Source organism: Pseudomonas sp. F007 (assembly GCF_057814275.1).
In genome coordinates, this window is the sequence record NZ_JBVATA010000007.1 from 363863 (window position 1) to 378707 (window position 14845).

Genomic DNA, 14845 nt, shown 5'->3' on the forward strand with positions numbered 1-14845 from the left:
AGTCGTCGACCGGTTTTGCTGACCGGCACCTTCTCGGCACGATAACGCGCAATTCCTGCTGCCGTTGTCACGCTGAAAAACAGCGAACAGCGGCATCCCGATCCGGCCCCAGGTGGCCGATTCCTTTTGCCCCTTTTCATCGACACGTGCCCTGGCCCCTGGTGCCGGGGCAGCGCCTGGCCGTACCTGCCTGATGGTTCTTCCCGTTGCCACTGTCCTGGGCAAGGAATACAGCCATGCAAGCAATCAACAACATCAACCTCAATTCGCTGATCGACACCCTGGTCAGCCTCAGCGCCGCGTTCATCCTCGGCGGACTTATCGGCTTCGAGCGCCAGTACCGACAACGCACGGCGGGCTTGCGCACCAATGTGCTGGTGGCGGTCGGCGCGGCGATTTTCGTCGACATGGCCAACCGCCTGGGCGGTGCCGAGGGCGCGGTCCGGGTGGTCGCCTACGTGGTCTCCGGGATCGGTTTTCTCGGCGCCGGGGTGATCATGCGCGAAGAGGGTAATGTGCGCGGCCTGAACACCGCAGCCACGCTCTGGGCATCGGCGGCGGTCGGCGCTTGCGCCGGGGCCGACCTGGTCCTCGAGGCACTGCTCGGCACCTTGTTCGTGCTGGCGGCCAACACCCTGCTACGGCCCATCGTCAATAACATCAACCGTCAGCCCATGGATGTGATCTCCGCCGAAGTGACGAACATTGTCTACGTGATTGCCCGGCGCTCGGCGCAAAAGGCAGTGTTTGCCTTGCTCGAAGCCGAACTGGAGCGCAGCAACTACCCGGCCAGCGACGTCGATGTGCATGCCTTTGGCAGCGACGAAGTGGAGATCGAGGCGACCCTGGCCACCACCTCGGTGGACGGCGACGAACTTGACGCGCTGGTGGCGCGCCTGGGCCTGTCGCCGCTGGTGCAGCAGGCGTTCTGGAGCCCGAGTAGCACCGAGTAAGGGATTCTTGGGAAATTTCCTACGTGCACGCAGGATGAATCCTTCATGTGCATGCAACTGACATTGCCAGTATTGCTGCCCGTACGTTTACAGTGCTCAAGGCTTATGGATTCTCCCCGCGTCCTGATTGTTCACCAACAGGGTTTTCAAGTTGATGCGCTCATCGACAGGTTGCACTACCTGGGGGTGACCCAGGTGCTGCACACCTGTGAAACGCAGCAGGCGTGGGCCCTGCTGCAAGGCGCCGCCCCTGTCGATATCGTCCTCTGTGACCTCGGTGAGCGCGCGCTGGAGCGCCTGGAGTTTTTGTGCAGCGCCCGGCAAGCCGGCAGTGTCCGGGCGCTGGTGCTGTGCAGTGAACTGTCGCCGGAGTTGCGCCGGGCCGTGGGGCAGATGACCTCTCTGGCCGGGCTGCCGTTGCTCGGGGTGTTGAACCAGCCCTTGCAGTTGCACGCACTGCGCACGGTGTTGTGGCGCTATCGTCAGGGGCGCGGGAGGTCGTTGCTGAGCACCCGTCCGGTCTCGGTATTGCCCAGTGAGGCGCAGATCCGTCGTGGCCTGGCGTTGGGGCAGTTTCGCGCCTGGTTCCAGCCAAAAGTGCAGATGGCCAGCGGCGAACTGGCCGGGATAGAAGCGCTGGTGCGCTGGCAGCATCCGCGGCGCGGGCTGTTGCGCCCGAGGGACTTTCTCGCGGCCGTGCTGGCCTATGACTTGATCGATGAGTTGTTCTGCCAGGTGTTCGAGCAGGGCCTGGCGCTGCTTGCCAGTCTCCAGGCAAAAACACCGGCGCTGCAGTTGGCGTTCAATCTGCACGCCTCGCAGCTGGCCGGCCCCAGCTTGCTGCGGCAGGTGCGCCAGGCGTTGCTGCGTCACGGTTTGTGCGGCTCAGCCCTGGCCTTCGAGTTGAGCGAAAACGGTGTACTCGATCTGCCGCGCATCAATGAGCACCGCCTCTGGCAGTTGCGCCGTCTGGGTTGCACCCTGGCGGTCGACGACTTCGGTGCCGGCTTCTCCTCGCTAAAACAGTTGTGTCGACTACCGTTCACGCAAATCAAGCTCGATGGCGACTTCATTCAGCAGCCCCTCGAACCGCGCAATCGGGCAATCATCGCCAGCACCCTGGCGCTGAGCCGTTCGCTGGACATGGAGCTGGTGATCGAGGGCGTCAGCAGCCAGCCGATCCGCGATGCGCTGGTCGCCATGGGCTGCCAGACCGGCCAGGGCTTTTACCTGGTGCGACCCATGACCGGCCAGGGTTTGCGACAATGGCTGGGCCGCGTTGCGTACGCGCCGACCGGTGAGCAACGCACGCGCTGACAAGTCCTCGAAACTTCCTACACTGCACTCAGGGGAAACCGCTTTGGTGGGTGCGGTCGATGGAGGGCTCGCGGTCTCGACGTTTTCCCCTTTGGTCTGATCTGGCCAGCCTTGTAGAGGTTTGTATGTATAAAGCGATGGTTGTGGACGATCATCCGTTCATTCGAGCTTCGGTGAAAATGCTTTTGGAGCAGCAGCAATTCACGGTGATCGCCGAGGCCGGCAATGGTGCCGACGCCGTGCAGCTCGCACGCGAGCAAGTGCCCGATCTGATAATTCTCGACATTGCGATGCCCAAGCTCGATGGCCTGGAAGTCATCGCCCGGATCAGCGCGCTGCGCCTGCCGATCCGGATCCTGATACTGACCTCGCAGCCGCCGCAGTTCTACGCCATGCGCTGCATGAAGGCCGGCGCCACCGGCTACGTGTCCAAGACCGAAGACACCGCGGAACTGCTCAAGGCGATCTCGGCGGTGATGGCCGGTTATACGTTTTTTCCCAATCTGGCCTGCAGTTCGGTACGCCGCAGCGATGTCCAGGCCAGCGACCTGGAACTGATCCAGAGCCTGACCGATCGCGAGTTATCGATTCTGCAACAGCTGTCCCACGGCCTGAGCAACAAGCAGATCGGCGAGTCGATGCTGCTCAGCAACAAGACCATCAGCACCTACAAGACCCGTTTGATCGAGAAGCTCAACGTCAAGTCGGTGGTCTACCTGGCGGACTTCGCCAAACGCAACAAGCTGATTTGATGAGGTACTTGTCCTTCACCCTGCTGGCGTTGCTGCTGACGCTGCCTGGATACCAGGCCTTCGCCGAACCCTTGCAGTTACTGGGGCGCTCCAGCGCTCAGGGACAGCACCTGCAGCTCGATGACAGTGATCAACGCTGGTTGCGCAACAAGGGAACCTTGCTGCTCGGCGCTTCCTCGCCGGAGTACCCGCCGTTCGGCATCACCAGCAATGGCAACGACTACGAAGGCCTGACCGCCGACTATGCGCAACTGCTGGCCGAGTTGCTGCAGGTGGAGGTCAGGGTGCGGCGTTACGACTCGCGCCAGGAGGTCATCACCGCCCTCAAGCAGGGGCAGATCGATTTCCTCGGGACGGCCAACGGCTACGAAGCCGCAGACCCGCAACTGGTGCTGTCCAGCCCCTATGCCGACGACCAGCCGACCCTGGTCAGCCGCAGCGATGATACGCGGGCCGTCACCGCCGACCTCGCGGGCAAGCGCCTCGCGATGGTCTATTACTACCTGCCGCCCGAGCAGGTGCAGGCGTTTTATCCCAAGGCGCAGTTGCAGCTGTACCCTTCGACCCTGAGCGCAATCGGCGCAGTGGCGTTCGGTCAGGCCGATGTGTATCTGGGCGATGCCATTGGTGCCCACTATCTGATTCGCAAGAACTACCTGAACAACGTGCAGCTGGCGGATTTTTCGCGCATGGAATCCAGTGATTTCGCCTTTGCCCTGGCCCGCGACAACCCGCGCCTGCTGCGCATTATCAACGCCGCACTGGCGGTCATACCCAGCGACGAGCGACTGAGCATCCTGCACCGCTGGAACTACGGTGGTGCGAGCCTTTCCGGGAAAAACCGGGTGAAGTTCACCGCCGCCGAACAACGCTGGCTGGACAGTCATCCGCGGGTGCGGGTGTCGATCGATGGCAGCTTCGTGCCGATTTCGTTCTTCGGTCGCGATGGCGAGTTTCGCGGTGTGGCGGCCGATATCCTGGCCAAGATCAGCTTGCGCAGCGGCTTGCAGTTCGACGTCGAACAAAGTTTCTCGGTGCCGCAACTGATCGAGCGGATCAAGACCGGCAAGACCGACGTGCTGGTGTCCCTGACCACCAGCCGTGAGCGCGAGGATGTGTTGAGTTTCACCCGGCCCTACCTCACCACCCCTTACGTGATGGTCAGCCGGACCCATTCCGGGGCGCCGCAGACGCTGGACGAGATGGCCGGGCGGCGTCTGGTGTTGACGCGCGGCAGTCCGGTCCAGGACATGCTCGGCGACCGCTACCCGGACATGCAGGTGTTGATTGCCGACAACGCCCAGCAGGCCCTGGAATGGCTCGCCAGAGGCGATGCCGACGCCGCGGTGAGCTCGCTGATCGTCGCGCGCTACATGGTTTCCCGGCAGTTTTCCGGTCAGCTGCAAGTCACCAGCACGGTCGGCACCGCGTCGGCACACATGGCCTTTGCCACTGCGCGTAACGCGAAGGAACTGAACGGGATTCTCGACAAGACCATGCTCAGCATCCCGCCGGAAGAGCTGGACGAGCTGACCAACCGCTGGCGCAGCGAGGCCGTGGTCGATGACAGCTACTGGCTGCGCAATCGCGAGACGATCATCCAGGGCTTTGTCATCGCCGGCCTGCTGTTGATCCTGGCGTTCGCCTGGATCGGCTACCTGCGGATGCTGATCCGCAAGCGCGAGCAGGCCGAGCGCGCGCTCGGCGATCAACTGGAGTTCATGCGGGTGTTGATCGACGGCACGCCACACCCGATCTACGTGCGCGATCGCCAGGGCTGCCTGGTGGCGTGCAACAACGCCTACCTGCAGGTATTTGGCGCGACACGTGAGGCAGTGATCGGCGCCACGGTAATCGATAGCCAACTGAAGACGGTCGGCGAGGCCAGGGCGATCCACCACGAATACCTGCACGTGATGGAGGAGGGCTTGCCCCGGGTTCTCGACCGTCAGTTGACCCTCTCGGCCACCGATGTGCGTACCATCTATCACTGGATGTTGCCTTATCGCGGCAGTGACGGGCAGGTCAAAGGCATGATTGCTGGCTGGTTCGACATCAGCGAGCGCCAGCAATTGCTTGAGCAATTGCGCGAGGCCAAAGACGCGGCCGATGAAGCCAACCGGGCCAAGACCCACTTTCTGGCGACCATGAGCCACGAAATCCGTACGCCGATGAATGCGGTGATCGGCATGCTCGAACTGGCGATGAAAAAGGCCGACCAGGGCGTGATGGACCGCTTTGCCATTGAAGTCGCATCGGGCGCGGCGCGGGGCCTGCTGGAGTTGATTGGCGACATCCTGGATATTTCGCGAATCGAATCCGGGCACCTGTCGCTGGCGCCCGAGCGCGCCAACCTGCGCGCCCTGGTGGAGTCGGCGGCACGGATTTTCGAGGGCCTGGCGCGGCAGAAATACCTGCAGTTGAAGTTGGATATCGACGCCGCCGCCAACCAGGACGTGATGATCGATCCGCTGCGTTTCAAGCAAGTGGTGTCCAATCTGTTGAGCAATGCCATCAAGTTCACCGCCCAGGGCCAGGTACGCCTGCGGGTGTGCGCGCAACCCGGTCGGGAAGCGCAGCACCTGGCCGTGCTGGTGAGTGTCGAGGATTCCGGCAGCGGCATCTGTGAGGCGGATCAGCAACGTCTGTTCAGCCCGTTCAGCCAGGCCAGCAACAACCTGCAGTCGGCGCGCAGCGGCTCTGGCCTGGGGCTGATGATCAGCCGCACCCTGTGCGAAATGATGGGCGGCACCCTCGAACTGTCCAGTGTCCTGGGGCAGGGCACGCAGATCGAGGTGCGCCTGGAGTTGCCGATCCTCGAGCCCCTGCCGGCCAACCCGCCACTCGACCCGCAACTGGCAGCCCAGGGGCAGGTGCTGAATATCCTGGTGATCGACGACTACCCGGCCAATCGTCTGCTGTTGTCGCAACAGTTGACGTACCTCGGCCATCGGGTCAAGGAAGCCCAGGACGGCGCCCATGGCCTGCGCGCCTGGCGCAGCCAGCACTTTGATGTGGTCATCACTGACTGCAACATGCCGATCATGAACGGCTATGAGTTCACCCGGGCGATTCGAGACGAAGAGCGCGCGCGCGGCATCGCGCCCGGGCTGATCCTGGGGTTTACCGCCAATGCGCAACCCGAGGAAAAGATCCGCTGCCGTGACGCGGGCATGGATGGCTGCCTGTTCAAGCCCATCAGCCTGCGTGACTTGAGCGCGCGCCTGGCGTGCGTGGCCCCCGACACCGTGCAGGTGCCAACCCCCGAAGAGCGGCGTGAGCCGGTGGATGCCATCGACCTGGGCAACCTCGAAGAGCTGACGCGCGGCGACCAGAACCTGATCCGCAGCCTGCTGGGAGACCTGGCCAGCAGCAATGAGCAGGACATGTCGCGGCTGTTGAATCTGTACAGCCATCACAACCTGGCGGGCTTGGCCGACCTGGCGCATCGGGTCAAGGGCGGGGCACGGATCATCCGTGCGCAGGGCTTGATTCTCAGCTGTGAACGGTTGGAAGCGGCCTGCGAGGTCATCGATGACGAGCAACTGACGGCGGCCGTGGATGACCTGCTGCAGGCCATGGAGCGCTTGGCTGCGACCCTTGAGCCACTGACCTGCTGAAGCGCCTGGCACGGGAAAAGAGTTGTGATCAACTCTGGGAAATTTCCTACTTGTTTTAGGACTTTTCCTAAATAAGTTCGGGAAGTGGGCGAGGATAATCTCGGCATCTTTTTACGATGCGAGCCGCCAAAATGATACTGCCGATCAGGGTTCTGGTGCTTGAAGATCATCCTTTCGTGCGCGCGGTCGCGGTCAAGACACTCCTGCAGTTGGGCTGCGAAGAAGTGTTCCAGGCCAGCGACGGATTGCAGGCCCTGGCGGTGCTGGATCAGGTAGGCGCGGTGGACATTGCCCTGTGTGACCTGTGCATGGAAGGCATGGACGGCCTGGAGTTCCTGCGCCAGGTCGGGCTGTCGGGTCGGGTCGGCTCGGTCATTATCAGCAGTTCACTGTCGGCCGACCTGCGCCGCGCGGTGCGCCAGATTGTCGAGTTGTCGGGGCTCAGATTGCTCGGCGACATCGGCAAACCGCTGCATGCGCAGGCGTTGATCCAGTTGCTGGAAAAGCACCTGATCGACCCTCGCGACGAAATCATCCCTGCCCCGATTGCCCCACTCGCCTGCGAAAAAGAAGTGCGCACGGCCTTGGGCGAGGGGCAGCTACAGTCCTTCTACCAGCCCAAGCTCAACCTGCTGACGGGGCAGGTCTGCGGCGTCGAAGTGCTGGTGCGCTGGCTGCATCCGTTTCGCGGCATCCTCTCACCGGCGGCGTTCATGCCGGTGCTCGAGCGCTGTGAGTTGCTCGACACGCTGCTGTTCACCCAGATCGACCAGGCCCTGACCCTGCATCGCCAGGCGCATGAGGTGGGCCATGTGTTGAACATCGCGCTCAACCTGCACGCCACGCAGTTGGCGAATGCGCAACTGGTGCCCACCATCAGGAGCATCCTGGCGTTGCACGGCACGCCGGGCCATTGCCTGACCCTGGAGTTGACCGAGAGCGGGCTGCTTGAAGCACCGGCCACCAGCCTGGAAAACCTTGTGCGTCTGCGCATGATGGGGTGCCGCTTGTCGATCGACGACTTTGGTGCCGGTTTTTCCTCAATGCAGCGCTTGTGCCAGTTGCCCTTCAACGAGATCAAGCTCGATGGCGAGTTCATCCGTACCAGTGAGGACGAGCCACGGTGCCGCGCGGTGATCAGCAGCACCCTGGCGCTGGGCGACGCCCTCGGTATGTCGGTGGTGATCGAGGGTGTGGAAACCGATGAGCAGCGCCAGCAACTGTTGGCGCTCGGTTGCACCCAGGCCCAGGGCTACCTGTTCGCCCGGCCCATGAGTGGTGCTGACCTGCTGCGCTGGCTGCAGGCGATGCCGGCGACTCAACAAAAAAACTGATGGTCTATGGAACTGTTTCTTTCGGAATAGTCCTACAGAAACCCCGTGGCGTTGCCCTTAGTCTTGCAGGCTCTTGAAAAGGGCAGGGTGTACGCCAGCCCCATCGTCATTGCAGAGTCAGCCAACTATGCCGAATAAAGCCTTGCGTATCCTGATCGCCGATGAGCAGCACTTTCATCGGATGAAAATCGAACGGGGCCTGAACCAGCTCGGTTACTACCGTATTGCCCCCGTGCACTCGCTCGTCGAGCTGCTCAGTGTCGTCGAGTACGGCTGCGAGCCGTTCGACCTGGTGATCTTTAACGCCGGCCTCACTGCGGGCACCGGCCTTGATCCACTGGCCTTCTGCCTGGATAACCTGCAGATTCGCCATGCCTTGATCTACGATGCCGGCCAGGCCGGGTTGAACCCGTTGCTGGCGGCGCCGCAACACCCGGTGCAGATCACCCGTGCAGCGCTGCCGAACACGGATACGCTCGAAAGCCTGATGCTCAGGGTCGACACTCCCCCGGCGGTGCCCCGCCGCGCAAGCCTGCGCCAGCAAGGCGGAATGCGCGCCTGAATCGGCCGGAAGCAGGCTACCGCTCGTCGGAACTGTCAGATCTGACAGGTAGCCTGTACGCAAATCCCATGCAATAGTCATTGCGCAGCCGTCGCGCCAGCCCACGTGCCCGACGCGCCCATCATCAGGAATAAACATGAGCTCAGTGTTGATCGTCGATGATCATCCGGTTATTCGTGCCGCTCTCAAAATGGTCCTTGGAGCCCTCAAGGACGCCAGCAACCGCAGCGTTTTCCGCGACATCTGGGAGGCACCCAATGCGGCCGATGCCTTGCCGATGCTGCGCCAGCACAACCCTGCGCTGCTGGTGCTGGACCTGAACATGCCAGGCCTCAGTGGCCTGGACTTCCTCAGCCGCCTGCAGCGGGAGAAGGTTGCGACGCGGGTGGTGGTGTTCACCGCCAACGAGCCACGCCTCTATGTCGAGCGTTGTACCCGGGCCGGGGCCCTGGGCTACGTCGAAAAAACCAACGATCTGCAGGAACTGTGCAGCGCCGCCAAGGCGTTGATGAGCGGATACACCTACTTTCCCCGTCTGGATACCAGCTCGGTGCACCTGAGCAGCGTGCAAGTCGACGAGCAGAAAATGGTCGATTCGCTGTCGGACCGGGAGCTGACCATTTTCCAATCCCTGGCCCGTGGCGCCACCAACAAGGAAATTGCCGCGAACATGCACCTGAGCCACAAGACCGTCAGCACCTACAGGAGCCGCATGATCCTCAAGCTCAACGTCAAATCCCTGGTGCACCTGAGGGATTTCGCCAAGCGCAACCATCTGCTCTGAAGGTCCGATGCCATGCGCGCCTGGTGCTGGGGTTTGCTGCTGGTCAACCTGTTTGGAGCATTGAGCAACCTGGCCGTCGCAGCCCCGGAGCCTTTGCAGCTGTTGGGGCGCTCCAGTGTCGAAGGCTACCGGGTGCCGTTGGCCGAAACTGACTGGCGCTGGCTGCGCGAAAAGGACCGCCTGCTGCTGGGTGCGTCCGCCCCCGATTACCCGCCTTTCGAAAACATGATCAACGAGCATAATTTCGAGGGCATCACTGCCGATTTTGCGGCGTTGCTTGGGCAACTCCTGCATATGCCAATCGAGGTCAGGCGCTACGAGTCCCGCGCCGCGGTGATCGCCGCCCTGAAGCGCGGCGAGATCGATCTGCTGGGCGCCGCCAACGGCTTTGAAGCGGCCGACCCGCAGCTGGTGCTGACCAGCGCCTATGCCGAAGACGCGCCGATCCTGGTGACCCGCCTGGGCGATAGCGGGCGCTTGTCCGGCGACCTGGCCAACATGCGGCTGGCGATGCTTGACCATTACTTGCCCCCCGAGACCGTCGCCGCGGCCTATCCCGATGCGCGCCTGGAGGTCTATCGCTCAACCCTCAGCGCCATGGGCGCGGTGGCGTTCGGCGGCGCGGATGCCTATCTGGGCGATTCCATCAGCGCCAGCTACCTGATCAACAACAATTACCTGAGCAACGTCCAGTTGGCACAGTTTGCCCGGATGGAGGTCAATCCGTTCGGCTTCGCCCTGAGTCGCGAAAACCTTCGTTTGCGGCGGATCATCGACACCGCGCTGGCGGCGATTCCCGAGCAGGAACGCACGACGATTCTGCGCCGCTGGAGTCCTGGCAGTGCATTCAGCGACACCCAACGCGTGCAATTGAGTGCCAGCGAGCAGCGCTGGCTGGAGCAGCACCCCGCGGTCAAGGTCGGTTACATCGGCACTTTCGCGCCCCTGGCGTTTGCCGGTGAGAGCGACCGCTTCAGTGGCCTCAGTGCCCAGGTGCTGGACCGCATCAGCCTGCGCACCGGGCTGAAATTCGAAGCGGTGCGCGGTGACTCCTTCAACCAGCAGCTTGATCAACTCAAGGCCGGGCAACTGGACGTGCTGGCAGTCATCACCCCCAGTGTCGAGCGCCAGGCATTTCTGCGCTTCACCCGACCCTATCTCAGTAACCCCTATGTGCTGGTCTGCGCCATCGGCAACAAGGCGCCGGTGACCCTTGATGACCTGGCGGGAAAACGCGTGGCGGTGGTCGGGCGCAATGCATTGCGCGAGCTGATCCTGGCCCACGCCGCCAATGTGCGTTTCATCGAGGTCGACAGCCCGGCCCAGGCGATGGCCCTGGTCGCCAGTGGTGGTGCCGATGCGGCATTGAACTCGTTGATCAGTGCGCGCTACATCATTGCCCGGCAGTACCGCGACAAGCTGCAGGTGGCCAGCACCGTGGGGGCCGAGCCGGCGCACATCGGCTTTGCCACCCAGCGCGGTGCGTTCGAACTGTATTCGATCCTGAACAAGGCCTTGCTCAGTATCGCCCCGGAAGAAATGGACGAGTTGGCCAATCGCTGGCGCAACGGGCTGCCGCTCGACGACAGTTACTGGGCCCGGCATCGCGTGTCGATCATTCAGGGATTTATCGCTGCCGGGCTGCTGCTGTTGCTGGCCGTGGGCTGGATCACTTACCAGCGCAGCCTGATCCGCAAGCGCCAACTGCTGCTCGACCAGGTGCAGCAGGCGCGGGTCGATGCCGATCATGCCAACCGCGCCAAGACCACCTTCCTGGCGACCATGAGCCACGAAATTCGCACCCCGATGAATGCCCTGATCGGCATGCTTGAGCTGGCCCAGAAACGCGCCGAGCAAGGGCTGACCGACCGTGTGGCCATTTCGGTGGCCGCTGATGCCGCGCAGCACTTGCTGGAGTTGATTGGTGACATCCTCGATATCTCGCGGATCGAATCCGGGCATTTGTCCCTGACCACGGAGCGGGCGAATGTGCGTCAGTTGGTGGCTTCGGTGAGCCAGGTTTTCGAAGGCCTGGCTCGGCAAAAAGGCCTGCTCTGGCAGGTCGACTTCAAAATGCACAGTGCCGGGAATGTGCTGATCGACCCGATGCGCTTCAAACAGATTCTGTCCAACCTGTTGAACAACGCCATCAAGTTCACCCACGAGGGCTGGATTCGCCTGACGCTGCAGGTCGAGCCGGCTGCGGTCGATGGGCAACTGGCCGTGAGTGTGCTGATCGAAGACAGCGGCATCGGCATCAGCGAGCAGGATCAACAACGTCTGTTCAGCCCGTTTGTGCAGGCTGCCGAGAACGGTCAGGACGCCCGCGGCGGATCCGGCCTGGGGCTGGTCATCAGCCGATCGCTGTGCGAGATGATGGGCGGGCAATTGCAACTGCGCAGTGAACCAGGCCTGGGCACGCGGATCGAAGTCAGCCTGCAGTTGCCCGCGTTGCCTGAACTGGCGGATGCGCCCGCGAATGCCGCGCTGTCAAGCGAGGCGGGACGCTCGCTGAATGTGTTGATCGTCGACGATTACCCGGCCAATCGCCTGCTGCTGACCGAGCAACTGGCGGTACTTGGTCACCGTGTGCGCGAAGCCAGTGATGGCCAGCAGGGCCTTGAACGCTGGCGTGGGCAGTGGTTCGATGTGGTGATCACCGACTGCAACATGCCCCGACTCAGTGGTTACGCACTGGCGGCGGCGATTCGCGACGAGGAACACAAGCTCGCCCGCGCACGCTGCCTGATCCTCGGTTTCACCGCCAACGCCCAGGCCGAGGAAAAGACCCGCTGCCTGCAAGCTGGCATGGACAACTGCCTGTTCAAACCTATCGGCCTGCAAGCCCTGGACGCGGCCCTGGCGGGCGTCACGCCGCTTCAGCAGGAACCGTCTCCAGAACCTGCGCCAGAGCCTGCGGACGATAGCCCCGGCGAAATTGATCTAAGCAGTCTGCAACAGCTAGGCGGCGCCGATCCCGAGTTGTTGGGCAAGCTGCTGGCGGAACTGGCCAGCAGCACGGCGCAAGACCGCCAGCAACTGCAGGACGCCCATGCCCGCGGTGACTCGCGAACCCTGCTCGAGCTGGCCCACCGGATCAAGGGCGGCGCGAAAATGGTCAGGGCCTGGCGCCTGATCGACGGCTGTGAACAGCTGGAACAGGCCTGCAACGCGCCGGCTGATCAGCCCGCCATGGAGCTGGCGGTGCTGGGGTTGCAGGAAGCCATGCAGCGTTTGGAGCAGCATCTCAAGGCTTGACCGCACTCCAGGCGGGCGGTGGGTGCTCATGCAATGTCGCTGCGACTGAACTCTTCACCCAGGAAGTCGATCAAGGTCCGCACCGACGGCGGCAGGCTGCGGCGCGAGGGAAAGATCGCGTGGACAATCCCGCACTTCGGCGCCCAGCCCGGCACCCGTTCGATCAAGCGTCCGGCCGCCAGGTCGTCGGTGACCAGCCGTGGATGATGACGGATCTGCGCGCTGGCCTCGTGCGGGCCGCACAGTTGCCACTGGTATTCCCGCTGCGCGGCGCCCCAGCGCGCGTCCGGCGGCGGCAAATCCACCGTGCCCCACCACTTCAGTGAAGTAGTACAGGGTGTTCAGGTCTTCCACCATCGTTCTCCAAATAGAACGCTAAGGGCGATTTTTGCAGTCTATCGCCGCAAAGGGTGCGGATTTAAGCTTTGTCCCTGTTCTGACTCACCCTATTCGGAGGCCCCATGAAAAACATCATCGGTATCTACACCAGCCCAAGGGCGCACTGGGTGGGCGACGGTTTCCCGGTTCGCACACTGTTTTCCTACGACAGCCTGGGCAAACACATCAGCCCGTTCCTGCTGCTCGACCACGCCGCTGCAACTGAATTCACCTCGACCACCGAGCGTCGTGGCGTAGGGCAACATCCCCATCGTGGGTTTGAAACCGTGACCATCGTCTACAAGGGCGAACTGGAACACCGCGATTCCACCGGCAGTGGCGGCAAGATCGGCCCCGGCGACGTGCAATGGATGACGGCGGCCAAGGGCATTCTTCACGAAGAGTTTCACTCTGCCGATTTCGCCAAAAGCGGCGGCACCCTGGAGATGGTCCAGTTGTGGGTCAACCTGCCGGCCAAGGACAAAATGGCCGATGCCGGTTATCAGACCCTGCTCGACGCGGATATTCCGAACATCGCCCTGAAGGACCAGGCCGGCCGCCTGCGCTTGATCGCCGGTGAGTTTGATGGGCACAAGGGCCCGGCACGGACCTTCACCCCGATCGATGTCTGGGACATTCGCCTGAATGCCGGCAAGTTGCTCACCCTCGACCTGCACGAAGGGCGCAACACTGCCTTGGTGGTGCTGCGCGGCACGCTGCAGGTCAATGGCCAGGAACTGGTGCGTGAAGGGCAGTTGGCGCTGTTCGAACGCGACGGCGACCAGCTCAGCCTGGAAGCCAACCAGGACGCCGTGGTGCTGGTGCTCAGCGGCGAGCCGATTGACGAGCCGATCGTCGGCCATGGCCCGTTCGTGATGAACACCGAGCAAGAGATTCACCAGGCGTTTGCCGATTTCCAGTCCGGTCGTTTTGGCCGGATGCACGGCTGACGCCTGTTGGCGACGATTGGCACCTGCCCGGGTTTGCGGGTGGTGCCAGTCCAGATGTTGGCTACGCTCTCTGAGCTGCAGGGCTCGGGCAACTGTCGCGACGTTAACCGGGGACCCCACGCCGGAGGTGATTCGGCATCGATAACACGAGAGGACTACTGCAATGGCTACTGACTACAAGCGTCTGGACAAGGATAACGCCGCGGTATTGCTGGTTGATCATCAGGCGGGCCTGCTGTCGCTGGTTCGCGATATCGAGCCGGACCGCTTCAAGAACAATGTGCTGGCACTGGCCGACCTGGCCAAGTACTTCAAGCTGCCGACCATTCTCACCACCAGTTTCGAGACAGGTCCAAACGGGCCGCTGGTGCCCGAGCTGAAGGCGCTGTTTCCCGATGCGCCGTACATTGCGCGCCCGGGGCAGATCAACGCCTGGGACAACGAAGACTTCGTCAAGGCGATCAAGGCCACCGGCAAGAAACAACTGATCATCGCCGGCGTGGTGACCGAAGTCTGCGTGGCCTTCCCGGCACTCTCGGCCCTGGCCGAAGGCTTCGACGTGTTCGTGGTCACCGATGCCTCCGGGACCTTCAACGAACTGACCCGTCAATCGGCCTGGGATCGCATGTCGGCCTCCGGCGCGCAACTGATGACCTGGTTCGGCCTGGCCTGCGAGCTGCACCGCGACTGGCGCAACGACGTCGAAGGTCTGGCAACCCTGTTCTCCAACCACATTCCGGACTACCGTAACTTGATGACCAGTTACAACACCTTGACCAATAGCAAATAATCCAGACCTGCCAAAACCCCTGTAGGAGCGAGCTTGCTCGCGAAGGACGTTCAGACGATACGCTCATCCAGGCAAAACGCGTCATCGTTGACATTCTTCGCTGGCAAGCCAGCTCCTACAGGTTGGGGGCGTCACAGGGATCCTTTC

The 14845-nt window shown here is 62.5% G+C and carries 10 protein-coding genes and 1 pseudogene; 10 read left to right on the top strand and 1 reads right to left on the bottom strand.

Annotated features, from left to right (window positions below; translation table 11 throughout):
• Positions 1-236: 236 nt before the first annotated feature.
• The 8 genes from ACZYR5_RS19595 (at position 237) to ACZYR5_RS19630 (ending at position 12580) form a co-directional block, all read left to right on the top strand.
• Entirely contained in the window at positions 237-953 is a 717-nt protein-coding gene (locus ACZYR5_RS19595; protein WP_489091111.1) for an MgtC/SapB family protein, read from the top strand.
• 105 nt (positions 954-1058) lie between these two features.
• Positions 1059-2270, top strand: coding sequence for an EAL domain-containing response regulator (locus tag ACZYR5_RS19600; protein ID WP_489091112.1), 1212 nt, complete (start codon positions 1059-1061; stop codon positions 2268-2270).
• Between the two features lie 125 nt (positions 2271-2395).
• Positions 2396-3022, top strand: a complete 627-nt coding sequence (locus tag ACZYR5_RS19605; RefSeq protein ID WP_489091113.1) for a response regulator — start codon at positions 2396-2398, stop codon at positions 3020-3022.
• Complete coding sequence (locus tag ACZYR5_RS19610) at positions 3022-6642, top strand: transporter substrate-binding domain-containing protein (RefSeq protein WP_489091114.1); 3621 nt, start codon at positions 3022-3024, stop codon at positions 6640-6642. Before ACZYR5_RS19605 ends, ACZYR5_RS19610 begins: the two co-directional genes overlap by 1 nt.
• A gap of 131 nt (positions 6643-6773) precedes the next feature.
• On the top strand, positions 6774-7976 hold the full coding sequence (locus tag ACZYR5_RS19615) for an EAL domain-containing response regulator (protein ID WP_489091115.1): 1203 nt from the start codon (positions 6774-6776) through the stop codon (positions 7974-7976).
• 127 nt (positions 7977-8103) lie between these two features.
• Positions 8104-8538: a response regulator gene (locus ACZYR5_RS19620; RefSeq protein ID WP_489091116.1), complete on the top strand. Its 435-nt coding sequence runs from the start codon at positions 8104-8106 to the stop codon at positions 8536-8538.
• A 136-nt stretch (positions 8539-8674) separates the two neighbouring features.
• Complete coding sequence (locus tag ACZYR5_RS19625) at positions 8675-9322, top strand: response regulator (RefSeq protein WP_489091117.1); 648 nt, start codon at positions 8675-8677, stop codon at positions 9320-9322.
• Positions 9323-9334: 12 nt separating this feature from the next.
• The gene (locus ACZYR5_RS19630; RefSeq protein WP_489091118.1) at positions 9335-12580 is read left to right on the top strand and encodes a transporter substrate-binding domain-containing protein; all 3246 of its coding nucleotides are present in this window, start codon (positions 9335-9337) and stop codon (positions 12578-12580) included.
• A 26-nt stretch (positions 12581-12606) separates the two neighbouring features.
• On the opposite strand, the pseudogene ACZYR5_RS19635 reads toward ACZYR5_RS19630, so the two are convergent.
• A pseudogene (locus ACZYR5_RS19635) lies at positions 12607-12870 on the bottom strand (type 2 periplasmic-binding domain-containing protein); the annotation flags it as partial.
• Between the two features lie 171 nt (positions 12871-13041).
• On the opposite strand from ACZYR5_RS19635, the gene ACZYR5_RS19640 reads away from it, so the two are divergent.
• Together ACZYR5_RS19640 and ycaC are read left to right on the top strand one after the other, a co-directional pair.
• Positions 13042-13908: a pirin family protein gene (locus ACZYR5_RS19640; RefSeq protein ID WP_489091119.1), complete on the top strand. Its 867-nt coding sequence runs from the start codon at positions 13042-13044 to the stop codon at positions 13906-13908.
• 163 nt (positions 13909-14071) lie between these two features.
• Positions 14072-14698, top strand: a complete 627-nt coding sequence (gene ycaC, locus ACZYR5_RS19645; RefSeq protein ID WP_489091120.1) for an isochorismate family cysteine hydrolase YcaC — start codon at positions 14072-14074, stop codon at positions 14696-14698.
• Positions 14699-14845: the final 147 nt, after the last annotated feature.

What these genes read in the sequence shown, in the direction of transcription:
- ACZYR5_RS19620 (WP_489091116.1), top strand. Translation starts at nt 8,104, where the DNA reads ATGCCGAATAAAGCCTTGCGTATCCTGATCGCCGATGAGCAGCACTTT.
- ACZYR5_RS19600 (WP_489091112.1), top strand. Translation starts at nt 1,059, where the DNA reads ATGGATTCTCCCCGCGTCCTGATTGTTCACCAACAGGGTTTTCAAGTT.
- ycaC (WP_489091120.1), top strand. Translation starts at nt 14,072, where the DNA reads ATGGCTACTGACTACAAGCGTCTGGACAAGGATAACGCCGCGGTATTG.
- ACZYR5_RS19630 (WP_489091118.1), top strand. Translation starts at nt 9,335, where the DNA reads ATGCGCGCCTGGTGCTGGGGTTTGCTGCTGGTCAACCTGTTTGGAGCA.
- ACZYR5_RS19610 (WP_489091114.1), top strand. Translation starts at nt 3,022, where the DNA reads ATGAGGTACTTGTCCTTCACCCTGCTGGCGTTGCTGCTGACGCTGCCT.
- ACZYR5_RS19605 (WP_489091113.1), top strand. Translation starts at nt 2,396, where the DNA reads ATGTATAAAGCGATGGTTGTGGACGATCATCCGTTCATTCGAGCTTCG.
- ACZYR5_RS19625 (WP_489091117.1), top strand. Translation starts at nt 8,675, where the DNA reads ATGAGCTCAGTGTTGATCGTCGATGATCATCCGGTTATTCGTGCCGCT.
- ACZYR5_RS19615 (WP_489091115.1), top strand. Translation starts at nt 6,774, where the DNA reads ATGATACTGCCGATCAGGGTTCTGGTGCTTGAAGATCATCCTTTCGTG.
- ACZYR5_RS19595 (WP_489091111.1), top strand. Translation starts at nt 237, where the DNA reads ATGCAAGCAATCAACAACATCAACCTCAATTCGCTGATCGACACCCTG.
- ACZYR5_RS19640 (WP_489091119.1), top strand. Translation starts at nt 13,042, where the DNA reads ATGAAAAACATCATCGGTATCTACACCAGCCCAAGGGCGCACTGGGTG.